Source organism: Halobiforma nitratireducens JCM 10879, from assembly GCF_000337895.1.
In the GTDB taxonomy this organism is placed as follows: domain Archaea; phylum Halobacteriota; class Halobacteria; order Halobacteriales; family Natrialbaceae; genus Natronobacterium; species Natronobacterium nitratireducens.
Genome location: NZ_AOMA01000088.1, coordinates 1 through 16,204, shown reverse-complemented (window position 1 = coordinate 16,204; position 16,204 = coordinate 1). Strand labels below are relative to the sequence as shown.

Here is a 16,204-nt window from a genome sequence, read left to right as displayed (position 1 = left end):
AGACAGCTGCAACGATTTGCACACTGATCGCCGACCTTTCTGGCGATCAGGTGCGCACTGACTTGCAGTAGCTACTATATTAGGTCGCTATACGGCTACTTATCTACGATAAGCCCGTTGTCTGACAGTAAGCACATGCTTCAGGGGCTCGCCGAACAGGCCGCCGGCATCTGCCGGCCGTCTTCGTCCAGCAGCCTCTGGTAGTCGCTTTTCCTCACCTATGAGATCATTCGATAGCATCCCGTTCGAGACGTGCGCCACTGATGAGCGTGGGTACCAGATCTTCAAAGACCAGATCTGGCACTCGGAGGAGGTCTGCAACTCCTGTTTCACCCAGGTTCGGTCGATCGGCTCCGAGCGGAGTCAGATGCTCGAGGCCCCGGACGAGAAGCAACTCGAGACGACGACCACGACCCCTGGAAAGAGCTTGCCGAGCACGAGGACACGCTCGAGATGCTCATCGAAGAAGATGTCGCGATGGCAGAGGACGCCGAGATCCTGCTCGAGGAACTCGAGGAGAGGGGATACCGATGACGGAACCTATCGCACACAGTGGTTTATCGATCCAGGAGTGTGCTGCGGATTTCGGGATCGTCGAGGACATCGGCGACCTCAAGGAGGCGCTTTGCCTTCTCGGGCGGGAGCTCGGCGAGCGCCTCGGCTTCCCGATCGTCAGCCTCGTCGAGCTCGGCGGCAGCCTGCGGGTCCATCGCCTGGCCACACCAGACACACAGCGGTTCGTCCCGGGGCGTTTCCCGGCCGCAACGGGTACACTCGAGGGGCGCGATCGGATCGGGTTCGTCTTCGGAGACGTCGACGCCGTGGAGCTTCGCGAGCTCCCGATCGCTATCTTCGCCGAAGACCGAGATGTAGCGAGCGGCGACATCGCTCCCGCGGACCCAGCCGTGATGTTCCTCGATGTGGGCCTGGTTCAGGTTGCGACTGGCGAGGAACGCAGCACTGGACTTCCGGAAGTTGGTCAGCGTGACGGGCTTCTCGACGCCGGCGCGGCCGGCAGCCTCGTCGAAGACCTTCGAGACCATCCGGTCGGAGATGCCCTCGACCTTGGTGATCTTGCTCCAGAGGGGCGCATCGGGATCGTCTCGATCGGGATGGTCGTCGAGCCAGCGGTTGACGTAGGGGACCGACGGAATCAACATGATCGTCCGGCGGCCCTGCTTCCCCTCGACAGTGACCTGCAGCCCGTGATCGTGGTCCTGGATGTCGCCGACAGTCAGCGATTTGAACTCGCCGCCGCGAAGGCCGGCGTCGAACTGGAGGGCGATCATCGCGGCATCGCGCGCGTTGAAACACTCGTCGATCATGGGGACGGCGTCGTCTTCCCACTTGAGCATCTCTCGAGGATCGGGCGAGGGGTCGTAGTTCCGCGAGGTGCCGGTTGGGACCCAGTCGACGGTCGGCGGACACTCGGACCCGTCAGTGACGCGCTTGGCGAAGACGCGGATAGCGCTGCGGTAGTCCCGGTTCGTCTCCTCGTTGTCGTAGTTGCGGTTGATCCAGGCGACGATTGTCTCGGTTGCGTCTCGATTATCGAGGGCGGCCGCGAGGGTGTTATCCTCGAGTTCTTCGGCCATGATGACGCAGTGCCGGAGAAGCTTCTCGTGACGGTGATCGGAGTACTCCTGGGCGAGGAGATCGAGCGTGTCGCTGAACTCGAGCAGCAGTTCACGATCGCGGTCACCGATGTCGCCGCCGGTTTCGGCGCGATCGCGGAGACTGTCTATCCGCTTCCGTGGTGTCGTCGCCATGAACTGTTAGAGTTTGGTGAACGCCATAAACTCTTGGCTTTGAACCTCGGGTTATTAGCCCACTCCCGGCTCTATCAGCATTTTGAATATTTTTGGGTGAAAAGCCGGCAGTACCGGCCCTCTTGGGTGTTTCCGATATCGACCGGCGTGACGACCTTCGAGCCTCGCCAACGGGCACAGCCGACAGGACGTGAGTGAAATTGGGTCACGCCACGTAGTCGAGCCAGTCTAGAGCACGGAAAACCCCACGGGTGGGTGATCGATCGAGAGCGTGTGGTGGGGTGATCACGTGGGGCCGGCGGGGGGCCAGTGTCACGTAGCGAACGGTATCAACCGGGCAACGACTGATACTCCCAATCCCCGCCATCCTACTGTTGTCTTGCGATTATTCTAAACTTGTTGGCCGATCTTCCGTCGTTCACGTACGGCCACGATCCCGTGTCACTCGAGGTCCTGTCTCTTATACACNATCAGAGATGTGTATAAGAGACAGGGGTCACGCCACGTAGTCGAGCCAGTCTAGAGCACGGAAAACCCCACGGGTGGGTGATCGATCGAGAGCGTGTGGTGGGGTGATCACGTGGGGCCGGCGGGGTGCCAGTGTCACGTAGCGAACGGTATCAACCGGGCAACGACTGATACTCCCAATCCCCGCCATCCTACTGTTGTCTTGCGATTATTCTAAACTTGTTGGCCGATCTTCCGTCGTTCACGTACGGCCACGATCCCGTGTCACTCGAGGTCACGATTACGGGTCTTTCGGACTTTAGCCGACCCTTTCTAGAGCTGACAAACGCTTGTTGGACTTGTTGGAGTTCAGTCCAGCGACTAATACCGAACCCAACAGCCACCAGTAAAAATATATGTAGTTGGTCTTATACAAATGGATCATGTGTGATAGTGATGATGAAGAAATACGTTTGCGGCTGAACGAACTCAACTTCGTCCAGGACCGATGGCGTCGATATAACCGTTCTATCTATCAGAGTTTCTATCTCTCTATCATCTTCGCCGGTGTTGCACTAACTCTCTTCACAGAGACAGGTGAGGCAACGACCGTTGATTCTGTCCCTGTGTTGATTGCCACCGCGACAGTGTTCACCGGCTTAGGTATCGCGATTTTCATATTTACTGCAAGAAGGGACAAGTTGACGATTAAGATCGGCGAAATTCAGCGTGAAGTCTGTGATGAGTACGAGGCCGTCTCTATAGAGACAGACGGCACAGAAGAAACAGACGACGGAGACTCTTTGATTGCTGTGGACGAAGATGGGAAGATTCCCGGAGGGAGTCGATTGTGGAAGTTCTACCTTTCAGTCGGACTCAGCATGTACATACTGACTGTCTGCTTTTGGTTCTGAGCCGGCGTTCGCCATCGACTGATCGCATCTAGGACGCCGTCGAGTGGGCAGTCATCACCGCTACCGATTCTGTCGAGAGGGTTGGTGGCTGGCCATAGTACGTCCGTCCTGTCGAAAGCAATACTACGGACACAGGTTGGTCTTCGGCGTGTATCACACAGTCAAACCCGATGGTACCATCGACCTCCGTGGGGTTGCTGGGCTATTGTGGGTCGACGAAAATCGGCTTGTGGCAGCGGACCGGACCACTCGTGGACGGAGTTCCGGTATGGCTTCGGCCGAGCTCTTGTGGGAGTTGGCCGGTACATCTGTGCCTCACACATGTCGTTACGCTCAGTTCTAACTCTTCGTCCACAGCGCTGGTCGAAATCTGAGTTCTGCAGGGATCGGTGCTGCTGCGAAAATCGTTGCTCCCGGCAGGAGGGGCAGTCCTGCCAGGGGTGACAACATCACCGTTCGGCGACAGGGAGTGCAACGCTCCCTGGGGTGGACCACGTGGGTGAATTCCGTGGTGATCGGGTATCCATCACGTAGCTGGTGTGGGGGTTCTCAGGGTGTTGTCCACCCAGTCCGACTCTCGGACAGGCGTAATATTAATCTTGCCTCTAATATTATCAAGAAGTGTGCTTCTCGGGACCGTCTCTCGAGGAAGGGGACTGATCGGGTGGAGACCCGTTCGGTAGTACAGTGAGGGAGTATAATGATGCTGCGTGTCGGGCCCGGTGTTGCATCGTCCAGCAAGGACTTCCGGGGAACCGACATTGCCCTCGAGAGCGACCGATCCCGCTGTGCTGCTGGGAGACGACACATCGAGACACTATCGAGGCAGACTACCGCTCGGAGGGGACGGCGGCCAACGCCGACCACAGCGAAGAGGAGAGAAGCGAGTTCAGCGGCGAGTGCGTCGACCGCGTTACTCGTGATCCACGACACGACCGGCTTCCCGTCCATCGAGGAACTCCCCCATTGATACAGTCGAGTATGAGTAGTATCCGTAAGTAATACATAGTACGCTGTCATATCGGAGAACGGGCGCACGCCCTGCCCTCGGCGGAACAAACGCGCGTCCGTAGCAGGCGGCACCGAAGGTCACCGGCGACAGGTTCCGGAGTAGGCCGACAGCCGAGGAGCCGGCTGTAGGCGTTGCCATCCGAGCCGAAGCCCACCGCCGATAGGTGCCGTCAGCCGGACGATTGCGACGGGAGACCTCCCGAGGGCTACGCACGACGACAAGGCTCAACAACGAAACGCACAGCGGGGGCGAGTCGAAGAACTCGTGCGGATGCCTTTGTTACAGACACACCCTCCGATACTCTCGAGCGACTCGAGTCTCCTTGAGGGCACGTTCTCGTCGAGTCACGACGACAGCGAGAAAGCGATTCACCACTTCGAACAGCGGCCGAAAGGGAAGAAACAGGCAGGCCGCGTAGCGGCAGCGTGGTCTCGGACATCCCCGACCGACGTGCCGGCCGGTGCCTGCGGGACGACATCGCCCCGCGAGTACAGTTCGGGGGTCGAGCTTCGGCTCGAGGTGACCGCTAACGGAGCCGACCCTGAAGAGACGGGTTCCCGTTGCTGCGAGCAGTTACTCGTCGGGAGTACGGATATCGGCAGACCCACGATTCCGACTGCATCGACGAGCGATCGGGGTACCGCATTCGAGAGGCAACTCTCGAGTCGGGACCGTCTATCGGCAGGCGTTGTACTCGATCGTCCGCGAGAGGGGTGGTGTACAGCCGAAGCGATGTCCGTCCGGCCGGTCTGTAATCTCGGTGTCGAGTCAGTTCGGTACTGCTGTTACCGCGTCTGCCGCCGTCGTTCCGACCTGCTCGTAAAACTGTCCACGGAGGCTGTCGGCGTGTTGTGACATCTGGGTCAGGACGACGATGTGGTCGGACTCGACGGTGAAGACGATATCGAGGTCCATGTCGAAGAACGTCCCCCGGAGAATAAACTTCGTCTCGTCGTACAGTCCCTCGTGGTTCGGCGAGACCTTCCGACAAACGTAGCCGGATCGCTCTCGGAGGACGGTCTTCAGCTCTGCCGGTGTGAGATACCGATCGCGTTTCTCGCGTGTGGTCGTGGTGATGTGAATCGTATCGAGTGGGGACACACGCGGATACAACGACGGACGGGGCTAAAACGATACGGGCAACGTCGTGCCGAACGTGTCCGATGCATCCCACGAGATACCGTCGCCTCGGCCCTCGAGACATCGAGCCTGCGACGAGTAGAGCCGACTTCGGAAACACCGATGTCAGGACGGACAACGCGACCGCTCGACAGTACCGCCGTCTGACTCGTACCCGTGTGCGGCCGCCACGTCGACCAGACCGGCCCCCTGGTCGGTATCGGCCATGCCGAGGTCTTCGGCCGTCTCGAGGAGTCGCTCGCGAGCGTCGGTCGGGGTATAGCCGTCGGCCAGCAGCGTGGCTGTGGCACCCGTCACATGCGGTGCCGCCATCGAGGTCCCGCTCTGGACGGCGTAGCCGTCGACGACCGTCGAACAGATGTCTGCGCCTGGAGCCGCGATGTCGACCTCGGGGCCGGTCGAGGAGAATCCGGTGAGTTCGTCGTCGATATCCGTCGCGGTGACGGCGACGAACTCGTCGTAGGCAGCCGGGTAGCTCACGGAGTCGGGCCGGCCATAGTTACCGGCGGCCGCGACCGGCAGGACGCCCGCCTCGAGTGCGTACTGCCCGGCGGCTTGCAACGCCGGCGACGCTCGACGCGACCCGAGGCTGAGGTTGATCACGTCCCACCCCTGGTCGGCGGCGTACCGGATCGCTTCGACGATCGCGGAGGCGCGACAGCCACCCGCCCCGCCACAGACTTTCAGTGCGTGCAGCGTCGCGTCCGGAGCGACACCGAGGACGCCGTCGTCGCCGTCCGCGGCGGCGATGGTCCCCGCGACGTGGGTTCCGTGCCCGAGATCGTCACCCCACGGCTGGTCGCACTCCTGGCAGTCGACCCACGATTCGTGGTTGGATTCGTCGGTCGGGTCCGCCAAGTTCCCCGCCAGGTCGGTGTGGCCGTTGGCGATGCCGTGGTCGATGACGCCGACATCGACGCCCGCTCCGGTCGTTCCCTCAGCGTGGGCGATGTCGGCGTCGATCCGGTCGACACCCCACGGAAGCGTCTGTCCGGTCCCGTCGGCTCGCGTGGAAGTGGAAGTGGAAGTGGAAACACGCCTCAAAGTATGATCGGGGTGGACGAAGGTAACGTCGTCGCGGGACCGTAACGACTCGAGACGGTCCCGCGAGAAGACGCCCCGGACGAGTTTCAACGACGTGTGTTCGGTGAGGTCGATCCGGCTCGTTCCGCTATCCGACACGGACGCCGCCGCAGCCGCTCCGTCGGCCGACCGCGTCCCGACGATATAGTGATCTAGCCAGCGATAGACGGCAGCTCCGACGCCGAGCCCGAGCGTACCCGTTCCCAGGGATTTCAACAGGTCACGACGGGACCACTCGTGGCTCCCCATACGCACGTCCGTTCCACGTCGGTACTAATAAATCCGGAACCCGGAAACGCGCCGTCGGGTCTGGCGGCTAGTCACGCTCCAGTTCCACGTCGTCGCGAGGGCCGGCCGGTTCCTCTGTCTGTCTTTCCTCAGCCACTTGCTCGTGATCGTCCGCCTCGTCAGCAGCCTGAGGGACCGACGACTCGGCCACAGGAGAGGAGTGGTCAGGAGTAGCGACTCGAGTGTTGGCATCTCCGACGGGTTCGGTCAGTCCGTCCCGCAGATCGTCACCGAAGTGGGCTCCAAACGACCCTACGGCAGCGCCGAGCGCGATCGACACGAGCAGCGTGGCAGGATCGATCGAGCCGAGGGCGGCCACCGCAGCGACGACCCCGTTTCCGATGCCTGCGCTGGCTGCCAGGAGTCCGACGTTCGCCAGGGCTCCAGCGACGCCCGCCTCGAGTAGCGGACGGTCCTCGATCGCCATGCCGGCCACGAACCCGCCGACGAAGAGTCCGACGAAGGAACCGGCGACGGGTACCAGCGCCAGCCCCGCCGCTGTGCCGATGGACACCGCCATGGCGGCGACGACGACCCCGACGAGCGAGGTCCGGTTCCACGGGCTGTCGCTCACGTGTGGTTCAGTCGGCAACTGGGGTATTGGATGTTTCCCCGCTCGCTTACGCACTGTCTGGGGGTCACTCGTCGGCGTCAGGAGTTCGCAGGCTCGCGTCTTAGGAGCACGCTGACCGATCGTTTCCAGTATGGCTGACGGTCGAACTCGAACTGGTCCTCGGTAGGCTGGAGCGTAACCCCCTCCGACGTGATCCCGTAGCGGCTATTCTCTCGACCTCGAGAGGGACGTGTCAGACACTTCCCGAGGGCGATGATGCCCGTCGCCTACGGGGACGATACATGTAAGTGGACCGTGACATTTCACTCGAGTTGACCGTCAAGAACAGTGGTATCGACGTTCGATCTCCGATCGTCGGAAAGAGAAGAGCCCCCCGGAGTAGACGGCCGGGGAGTCGGTAGTCACGTCCTTGTGGGGGTCAATGGGGCGATGGTGGTCCGGGTGTGGGAAACGGCAGGGGGGTCGAGTCCTACCGCCCCGGACTGACCGTTCAGTCAGCATTCTCATAAGCTTTCTGATCCACTCTGGGGAGATTACACACCAAGAGACAACGAAAGGAGGTCGGCCAGATCGGTCGCTCGGACGCCCCGCTGGAAGACGATCGAAATCCCGAAGAGAAACCGACCACGTTACGTCGTTTCGGACGCGGGATCGTAGGGAACCGACACCACGGGTCGGTCGGCGTTGAGAAGCAGCGACTGGCTGACGCTGCCGAACAGTGCCTGTCCCAGCGCACGACGTTTTCGGCCGCTCACGACGATATAATCGGCGTTTTGCTCCGTGGCGTACGAGCGGATAACTTCGGCTGGATCACCGACGAGTCCGACGGCCTCGAACTCGTCGACGCCCTCGACATCCCGGCCGATCTGTTTGGCGATGTCGGCGGCGTCGGCCTGGACGCTCTCGACGAGGTCGTGAACGGCATCGTCTTCCCTGTTTCGAAGCGCCTCCTCCGAGACCTCGGTAAAATCGATGGTCGGATCACCGACGTGAACGACGTGCAACTCGGCGTCGTACCGTTCGGCCAGTTCTGCCGCGCGTTTTACGACCGTGGTTGCTCGTTCCGACTGGTCGACTGCAGCGATGACGGGCATGTTTCTCGTATTGGCCGCGTCCAATATGAGGCCTCGGGTACCCACTCGAGGTCGCTGTGGGCTCTACAAGCGGTCCCTGAAGATTTCGTTTCTAACCAAAACGGTGCTGAGAGAGCGAATGTTCTAACATTGTACCGAGTTCGGTGCCCAAATAGAGCACTGCGACCCGGAATTGGTGTTTAATACCCACGTTCAGCCATCAATATCGAGTTGAGCCCATAGGATTTATGTATGACCAAAGAAAGCGTCCGGTCAATGCTACTCTCAGTCGACAGTGTGGAAGGAGACGATGCTCAACCACTCAGCTTCGAGGTAATCGCCGCGATCGCCGAACGAGAGGGTGTCGACCCGACCGATATCGAACCACCAGAGTACGACGCACTGTACGACGTCGTCAACCCCGAGGCGCTCGATTCGCTATTTGCGCCGCGGGAAGACGGGACGCCGCGGGGGCAGGGACAGATAGAATTCCGGTTTTGCGGGTACGACGTCGTCGTAACGAGCGAAGGCGATGTCGACGTTACCGAAACCGAGCAGTCCCAGGCGTAACCGCTCAGTGGCCGCACCAGCCGATGGCTGCTGTCGCCGCCCGCGATGGCTGGGGTTGGGGTTGGGAGTCGCCAGTCGTCTCGCTCACTCACGGTACGCCTCGATTCGAGATCGCCACTTCTCGGGCAACGGCTTCGACTCACCGGTTTCCGGATCACGCACGACCTGTACGGTTCGGGCGGTCGCCGCCCGCTTGCCGTCGGCACGAATCTCGTACTCGAACGGGAGACTCGAGGTTCCGAGTTCCGCGACATCGATCGCAACGACGACGTCCGAATCGGCTTCGATCGGTCGAACGTAGTCGATCTCGAGCGTGACGAGCACCGTTTCGGTTTCGACGAGCGATACGTCGAGCACGTCCCGGAAGTACGCATCGCGGGCTTGTTCCAGGTACGTGGCGTAGGTCGCGTTGTTGACGTGACCCATGAAATCGACGTCTCTGAGTCGAACGTCGACTGCAACTTCGTAGTCGTAGTCGTAGTCATAGGCGTCGCCGCCGTCGTCGGGGTCTCCGTCTGAACCGGAATCGGAGGCAGTCATGTGTGGCGAGACGCGGTCGAGGATGGTATGGGTGTCGTTGGCCGTCTCGGACGAGAAACACAGTGTGTGGCTACTCTGATGGACGAGCGGCCTCGAACACCCGTTCGTGAAGCCGGTCGGCGACAGTGTCCATCAGCGGCTTCATGTTGCGGGTGTCAGCCCGGTTGTACTCGACGAGCGTCTCGAGGGCTCCCTCGTCGCCGCGTTCGTACTCGTGCCAGAGTCGGACGGCGTCACGGCCGCTGAGATCGTCCAGTTCGCGGTCGATACCGACGTCACGTTCGATCTGTTTCAGTCCTCCGTCGAGACCGAGCTTCTTGCACGGGTACATGAGGTCGACGTGGGGGACCGAGACGTCGAGGTCGTAGCACGTCTCGAGGAACGGAACGTCGAACCGCTGTCCGTTGAAAGTAACGAGCAGCGACGACTGTTCGAGTTCCCGGGCAAGTCGGTCGGCGGTAAGATCGCGGTCCTTGACGAACGTCTTCGTCTCGCCGCCGCGATGGAGGGAAACGGTCGTCACATCGTTACAACTCGCGTCGAGCCCGGTCGTCTCGATGTCGAGAAAGCACGTCTCCGTGCTGACGTTCTCGTAGAGTCGCCAGCGGCTCGCGGCCGGTAACTGCTCCGCGAACGGCGAGATGTCGCCCCGCTCGAGGTGCCGCCGGCCATCCGCGATGAACGTGTCGATACGGTCCGCGAGGGTCTCGCCGACGACGCCGCCGTCGAACTCGTCCCAGTGGGTGACGCCTGCCTTCCACAGCCGTCGCTCGGTCTTCTCGCCGACCCCACGGACGGGAATGAAGCTGTTCTCGATCCTCACAGGGGTTCGGGGGTTCGGGAACGATAAAAACGCTTGGATCGGCTGTGATAGGGAGCGACGAGGGAACGATGGGGGCTGGTCAGAGTCAGAGGGAAATCCAGTCGGTCGTCCCCCCGTCACGGAGGAACCACCGCTGTTCGCAGTCGGCAGCGTCGCCACTTTCACTGCCGGCCCCGGCCTGGGACTGGTCCCGAACTCGGAGCTCGACGACGGCGTCGAACAGCGGCTCGAGAAGGTTGACGGCGTCGTGATCGCGTTCGAGCGGGAGGTGGTAGTGTCCCATCCCGTCGACGTGATCGACGCGGGAGACGATCACGTGCAACAGCCGGAACACGCGTTCGGTGTCGTGGTCCCGAAGCAGCCCCGCAAGCACGTCGGTACAGAGCCGGAGTTCTGCCGGCTCGAACCCGCCGACGTCACCCTCGAGGTCGTCGATCGCTTCGACGACCTCGATACCGATCTCGCCGAGGGAGTCGCCGTCGTCGACCTGAATCGTCGTCGCGTTCGCCGGATCGTTTGCACACCCGTCGGTCGGCGCTTCCGCGGCTCGAGCACCGCCGTCTGTCCCGGCTGCCGCCGCCGGGATCGTCTCGCCGTCGGTGACGAACAGCCGTCTGCGCGGCTCCGGGCCCGCCGCTCCGCACAGTCGCCGACAGACCGCAGCGTGACAGTCGGCAGCGCCCGAGCCGACCAGCAAGACGTTACAACCCTCTCGTTTCATCGTCTCGAGCGTTCGCGCAAACGTCCCGAGATCGGTCCCCCTGGTCCCCTCGGTCCCGATTTCCGTTCCCATTCGAGATAACAAATACACCGTTTGTGAATAAATATTGCGGACACTCCCTAGATAGGAAATCCGTCGATCGGTCCGACCGTCCGTCTTTTTACACCGGCGCTCGTACCGCCGGTATGGCCGACAACGACGAGCTCGCGGAAGCCATCCGCGAACTCACCGCTACCGTCGACGAACTCCGCCGCGAACTCGAGGACGAAACGTCGGGCCCTCGCCGTCGGCCGCCGTTCGGGTTGCGCCCGCCTACGCCCCGCGACGTGCTCGAGTTCACCGACGACGTCGCGCTCCCCGCTGCATTGGCGGTGCTGAAAGCCAGCGTCCGTGCCCTCGAGAGCTTTCAACGAGGGCTTGAACTCGTCAGAACCGAACGGGAAGTGCGCGATCGGACCGACGAGGCGACGGCCGCGACGGCGGACCGCGCCGCGGAGTTGCGCCGGACGACGCTCTCACAGCTCGATACCGTACTCGGTGAACTCCAACGGGCAGCCTCCGACGGGGCGCTCCCGGCGGACGAAGACGCACGCGACCTCCTCTCGGAAGCGCGAGAGCTTCGGGACGAGGTCGACAGTCGGCTCCGAAACGCGACCGCCGACGGGACGTCCGACCCGGAGCCCGACGACGGTCGCGGCTGGCGAGATCGATCGACGGAATCGACGGACGCGATCACGATCGACATCGACGACGGGCGACCGGACAGCGCCGATGACGACAATACGTCCGACCGCGATACCGAAGCCGAGTCGGAGCCTGACCCGTCGGTCGATGTCGATGCCGAGCTCGAGACGCTCAAAGATCAGTACGGCCCGGAAGCCCCCGGGGAATCGGGTGAGACCGAGGCGACTGCGGACGACACAGCCGACGACGCCGAAGACGACGAGGATGCCGACCGGAGCGGTCGGGGCGGTCAGGACGCCCAGGACGACCAGAACGGCCGAGACGACTCGAGTCCCGACGAATCCTGAGCCGACCGTTAGACTGGCTCGAACCGGTACCCGTCCCACTCCTGGCTTTCGGGCTCGCGGATACCAGCACCGGGCTCGCGAAGTTCGTCGACGTGAACCGGCCGCACGTCGTCACCTGTTTCGACACCGTCGGTCGTCAGTTGACCGATGGCACGGACCGACTCGCCGTCGACATCGAACTCGACGATCGCCAGGTGATTCGGCTCGCGGACGCCCGGCGGCGTCGCCGTCGAGGTCGTCCACGTGACGACCTCGGCAGTGTACTCGCTCAGGTCGATCGTCTCTACCGGCTCCGCGCCGCCGGGGCCCCGTGGGTGGCCTGGATAGCTGATCGTTCCGTCCTCGTACTTGGTCGCTTCCATCGTCATTGTGCTGCCTCCATGATGGTGGTGATGACGCAGTTCCCGAACCCGCCGACGTTACAGCAGAGGCCGACGTCCGCGTCGACCTGTCGCGGACCGGCTTCGCCGACGAGCTGTTCGTAGATTTCGACCCCCTGTGCGACGCCGCTTGCACCCAGGGGATGGCCCTTGGATTTGAGGCCACCGGACGTGTTGATCGGTAGTTCGCCGTCTCTCTCGGTGTGCCCCTCCTCGACGAGTTTCCAGGCCTCACCCTGCTCGGCAAAGCCCAGCCCCTCCATCTGGAGGAACTCGAGGATGGTGAACATGTCGTGCAGTTCCGCGACGTCGATATCGTCGGGATCGCGGCCGCTCATCTCGTAGGCCCCCTTCCCGCTCTCGACGACACCGCCCATTACAGTCGGGTCCTCGCGTTCGTGGACCACGTGGGTGTCAGTCGCCCCGTCGATGCCCGAGACGACGACGTACTCGTCGGTGTACTCCTCGGCGACCGACTCCGGACAGAGCATCAGCGCTGCCGAGCCGTCCGTGATCGGACAGAAGTCGTACAGCCGCAGCGGGTTCGCCACGATCGGCGACTCGAGGGCGGTCTCCTCGTCGATCTCCTTCTGGAACTGTGCGTTGGGGTTGTCGACGCCGTTCTCGTGGTTCTTGACGGCCACCTTCGCGAGGCTCTCGCGAGGTGCATCGTACTTCTCGAGGTAGTGTCGAGCCGTCAGACCCGCAAACGAGGGAAGCGTGACGCCGGTCTTGTACTCCGCAGGATGGGTCAGCGACGCGATGATGTCGGTTGCCTCGCCCGTCGTCCGATGAGTCATCTTCTCCCCGCCGACGAGCAGCGTCATATCGCTGGCCCCGCTGGCGACCGACTGCCAGGCGGCGTAGATGCCCGCACCGCCGCTGGAACTGGTCTGGTCGATCCGTTGGGTGTAGGCCGGCACCGCGTCCAGGTCGTGGGCGAGCGCGTTCGGGACGCCGGTCTGCCCCTCGAACTCGCCGCTTGCCATGTTCGAGACGTACAGGTGTTCGACATCCGCCGCGTCGACGCCGGAATCGTCGAGACACGCGAGGCCGCCCTCGGCGAGCAGATCGAGGATCCACTCGTCCTCGCGTTGCCCGAACTGGGTCATCGAGGCACCGATAATCGCAACACGTTCCATATCTTACCGGACTTGGGACAGCGATTTATATGCTGGGGGTCCGGACGCGTCCGCCGGGACCCGACGCTTATATTCGCACCACCCGACCATCGAACGATGACACTCGTCGACTTCGGCGACCGCGACGAGCCGACACACGCGATCCGCACCCGGTCCCGTTCCGGCGTCGAAGACTGGGACGCCGAGGGAGGAGTTGCGGTCGAAAACCGAGTCGTCGATACCGTACTGGAGTACGGAAACGCAGTTCACCTGTGTCTCGACGAGGCACTGCTGGCCGACACCGCCCCCGGCCGGCTGTCGACGGCACGCGAGCGGTTCGACCGGCCCGATGCGTGTCGACGCCGCCTGCGAAACGAGTCTCCGGAGTACCGTGCCCGGCTCCCGGACGACATCGACGCCGTCCAATCCTGCCTCGCACTCGAGCCCGGCGACACGGGCGGCTGGCTGGCCCGGCTGCACGGCATCGCAGCGTTGGCCGTCGTCACGCCTGACTCGTGGCTCTACAGGTCGGTCCCACACCATGCCCACATCCGCGAACTCAACGTCGACCCCGTCGACGCGGTGCTCGAGGAGGTCACCGCCACACTCGAGTCGGCCCGCTGGTCGGCCGTGGTGCCGACCGGCCCACTGGTCTCGTGGACCGACGATACGTCCCGGTACGAACTGCGGTGGCACGCGCTTCGTCGGCGAAGGCGGGGCTGGGACCGGGACCAGAGCCAGGGTCAGAACAGGGACCGCGACAGCAACCCGTGGGCCGTCTTCGATCTCGAGCGGCTCCGACGCGTTCGTCCGATCCCGGAACGAGGCGAACTCCGGCTTCGGTGGCACTCGGGGGTGCGTGGGACCGACTCCCCGATCCGGCGGGCGGTCGCAGGCGTGATCGATCGACTGGCGGCCGACCCGCCGACTCGAGTGGTCACGTCCGAGACAGCGACCGTCGAGGAAATCGCGTCGACGCTTCGAGAGCTGCGAGCGCAGTTCGAGTACGACTACACGTTCGAGGGTCAAAACCGGGCTCCGGAACCGTAACTGCGAGACGGCCGGCCCCTCAGGCCGATTCGGCTGCCGCCGTCTGTAGGTCGCTCGCACGCGAGCGCGCCTGTGAGATCACTGCGGGACGGGCCTCGAAGGAAACGAGTACGTCCTCGTCGCCGTAAGTCACGTCCTCGACGTTCGCGTTGTCGTGAATCCACGACACCAGGCTCATGGTGTCTTCGGTCATCGGGAGCACGAGCCGCTCTTCCTCCCAGTCGGGTAGCTCGCGATCGATCCGGTCGAGCAACGTCCCGACGTTCGTCCCGTCCCGAGCGCTGACCGCGACCGGGTTCGGTGCCAGCGACGAAATCGCCTCGCGTTTCTCCGCGAGTTCTTCTTCGTCGACCTTGTCGATCTTGTTCAGCACCGTCACGATCGGTGCCTCGTTGCGCTCGTAGAGAGTATCGTGACAGGTAACCAGCTTCTCGTGAATCTCGTCGATCTCCTCGCTGACGTCGACCACGAGCAAGACCAAATCGGCGCGATAGACGGAGTCAAGCGTCGACTTGAACGATTCGACGAGCCAGTGTGGCAGGTCACTGATGAACCCGACCGTATCGGTCACCAACACGTCCCGTGGCTCGATGTCCGCGCGCCGTGTGGTCGTCCCCAGAGTCGTAAACAGCTTGTCCTGGGATTCGGCGGTCGACTCGAGGTCTCGGTGGAGCCCTTCGTTCTCGTCGACGTCGAGGTCGGCCGCGAGCCGTCGCAGCAGCGTCGACTTCCCGGCGTTCGTGTACCCCGCGAGCGCGACCAGATCGAAGCCGGAGTCCCGGCGGCGTTCTCGCCGGTGTTCCTCCGTTTGCTCGATGCGCTCGAGTTCGTCTTTGATCCGGCTGATCTGGTCTTTGATGTCCTGTTCGCGGCTCTCGTCGTACTCCCCGAGCCCCATGAACCCGGGGTGTTCGTCGCGTTTCGCGAGGCTCGTCTTGGCCTCGGCGCGGGGGAGTTCGTATCGGAGTTCCGCGAGTTCGACCTGGAGTTGTGCCTTGCGAGTCTGGGCGCGTTGGCCGAAGATCTCGAGGATGAGGGTAAACCGGTCGATCACTTCGACGCTCTCGGGAAGCAGTTGACCGAGGTTGTACGTCTGGTAGGGGCCGAGCCGGTTGTCGAAGATGACGGTCGTGGCGTCGGTCTCCGCGACCTTCGTCGCGAGTGCTTCGGCTTTCCCCTCGCCGAGTTGTAGGGCCGGATCGGCCCGTCGCGACTGTGTGACCTCGCCGGCGACGGTGTAGCCGGCCGCCGTGGCGAGATCGCGGATTTCGCTCGTGTCCGGCGTCCCGGAGTCGACGCGTTTTGCGATGATCGCTCTCATACGAGTACGGATCTCTGTGTGGGTGGAAATCGTGGCTGTCGGTCGGCCGGGCGCGATCGCTCGCCGGAGCAGCAGCTGTCAGGTGGAACAGTTGCCCAGTCCGACCCAGTTGCGACGACCGGAGCGAGGCCGATGTCGAGGCTCGCGGACGCCGACGGTGCGAATCGACTAACGATGGCGGTCGAACACCTCCGTTAGACGAGTGTCAGCCATACTCGCGAGTACGTATCCGACCGCCTTGAATCCCGCGCCCGGCGAGAGTAACAACTGCAACGATTGCAACGATTTGCACACTGGTCGCCGATCCTCTGGCGATCAGGTGCGCACTGACTTGCAGTGGCACTCTA

Annotated in this window: 15 protein-coding genes; 4 read left to right on the top strand and 11 right to left on the bottom strand. The window is 62.8% G+C overall.

Annotation, left to right across the window (positions count from 1 at the left end; translation table 11 throughout):
• Positions 1 to 557: 557 nt before the first annotated feature.
• Complete coding sequence (locus C446_RS08775; protein ID WP_006672730.1) at positions 558 to 1,769, bottom strand: tyrosine-type recombinase/integrase; 1,212 nt, start codon at positions 1,767 to 1,769, stop codon at positions 558 to 560.
• Positions 1,770 to 2,659: 890 nt separating this feature from the next.
• Between C446_RS08775 and C446_RS08770 the strand changes: the two genes are divergently transcribed.
• Positions 2,660 to 3,130: a hypothetical protein gene (locus C446_RS08770; protein ID WP_006672729.1), complete on the top strand. Its 471-nt coding sequence runs from the start codon at positions 2,660 to 2,662 to the stop codon at positions 3,128 to 3,130.
• Positions 3,131 to 4,910: 1,780 nt separating this feature from the next.
• On the opposite strand, the gene C446_RS08765 is transcribed toward C446_RS08770, so the two are convergent.
• From C446_RS08765 to C446_RS08750, 4 genes are all read right to left on the bottom strand, one after another.
• On the bottom strand, positions 4,911 to 5,243 hold the full coding sequence (locus tag C446_RS08765) for a hypothetical protein (RefSeq protein WP_006672728.1): 333 nt from the start codon (positions 5,241 to 5,243) through the stop codon (positions 4,911 to 4,913).
• Positions 5,244 to 5,387: 144 nt separating this feature from the next.
• Complete coding sequence (locus tag C446_RS08760) at positions 5,388 to 6,614, bottom strand: S8 family peptidase (protein WP_006672727.1); 1,227 nt, start codon at positions 6,612 to 6,614, stop codon at positions 5,388 to 5,390.
• 67 nt (positions 6,615 to 6,681) lie between these two features.
• Positions 6,682 to 7,227: a YrzE family protein gene (locus tag C446_RS08755; RefSeq protein WP_006672726.1), complete on the bottom strand. Its 546-nt coding sequence runs from the start codon at positions 7,225 to 7,227 to the stop codon at positions 6,682 to 6,684.
• 629 nt (positions 7,228 to 7,856) lie between these two features.
• Positions 7,857 to 8,321 (bottom strand): universal stress protein, encoded by a 465-nt coding sequence (locus C446_RS08750; RefSeq protein ID WP_006672725.1) that lies wholly within the window; start codon positions 8,319 to 8,321, stop codon positions 7,857 to 7,859.
• 255 nt (positions 8,322 to 8,576) lie between these two features.
• On the opposite strand from C446_RS08750, the gene C446_RS08745 reads away from it, so the two are divergent.
• The gene (locus C446_RS08745) at positions 8,577 to 8,870 is read left to right on the top strand and encodes a HalOD1 output domain-containing protein (RefSeq protein ID WP_049920117.1); all 294 of its coding nucleotides are present in this window, start codon (positions 8,577 to 8,579) and stop codon (positions 8,868 to 8,870) included.
• 84 nt (positions 8,871 to 8,954) lie between these two features.
• On the opposite strand, the gene C446_RS08740 is transcribed toward C446_RS08745, so the two are convergent.
• The 3 genes from C446_RS08740 to C446_RS08730 form a co-directional block, all read right to left on the bottom strand.
• Positions 8,955 to 9,410, bottom strand: coding sequence for an acyl-CoA thioesterase (locus C446_RS08740; protein ID WP_006672723.1), 456 nt, complete (start codon positions 9,408 to 9,410; stop codon positions 8,955 to 8,957).
• A gap of 70 nt (positions 9,411 to 9,480) precedes the next feature.
• Positions 9,481 to 10,233, bottom strand: a complete 753-nt coding sequence (locus C446_RS08735; RefSeq protein WP_006672722.1) for a ribonuclease H-like domain-containing protein — start codon at positions 10,231 to 10,233, stop codon at positions 9,481 to 9,483.
• 85 nt (positions 10,234 to 10,318) lie between these two features.
• On the bottom strand, positions 10,319 to 11,026 hold the full coding sequence (locus tag C446_RS08730) for a DUF7504 family protein (protein ID WP_006672721.1): 708 nt from the start codon (positions 11,024 to 11,026) through the stop codon (positions 10,319 to 10,321).
• 113 nt (positions 11,027 to 11,139) lie between these two features.
• Here C446_RS08730 and C446_RS08725 point away from each other — a divergent pair, with 113 nt between their 5' ends.
• Positions 11,140 to 11,985, top strand: coding sequence for a DUF7547 family protein (locus C446_RS08725; RefSeq protein WP_006672720.1), 846 nt, complete (start codon positions 11,140 to 11,142; stop codon positions 11,983 to 11,985).
• Between the two features lie 8 nt (positions 11,986 to 11,993).
• Here C446_RS08725 and C446_RS08720 read toward each other — a convergent pair whose 3' ends face one another.
• The gene (locus tag C446_RS08720) at positions 11,994 to 12,353 is read right to left on the bottom strand and encodes a hypothetical protein (protein WP_006672719.1); all 360 of its coding nucleotides are present in this window, start codon (positions 12,351 to 12,353) and stop codon (positions 11,994 to 11,996) included.
• Positions 12,350 to 13,507, bottom strand: a complete 1,158-nt coding sequence (locus tag C446_RS08715) for a thiolase family protein (protein WP_006672718.1) — start codon at positions 13,505 to 13,507, stop codon at positions 12,350 to 12,352. Before C446_RS08715 ends, C446_RS08720 begins: the two co-directional genes overlap by 4 nt.
• Before the next feature lie 96 nt (positions 13,508 to 13,603).
• Between C446_RS08715 and C446_RS08710 the strand changes: the two genes are divergently transcribed.
• Positions 13,604 to 14,536 carry a hypothetical protein gene (locus tag C446_RS08710; RefSeq protein WP_006672717.1) on the top strand — a complete coding sequence of 311 codons (933 nt, stop codon included), beginning with the start codon at positions 13,604 to 13,606 and terminating at the stop codon, positions 14,534 to 14,536.
• A gap of 19 nt (positions 14,537 to 14,555) precedes the next feature.
• Here the strand turns inward: C446_RS08710 and hflX are convergent, their stop codons facing one another.
• Positions 14,556 to 15,857 carry a GTPase HflX gene (gene hflX, locus C446_RS08705; RefSeq protein ID WP_006672716.1) on the bottom strand — a complete coding sequence of 434 codons (1,302 nt, stop codon included), beginning with the start codon at positions 15,855 to 15,857 and terminating at the stop codon, positions 14,556 to 14,558.
• Positions 15,858 to 16,204 lie beyond the last annotated feature (347 nt).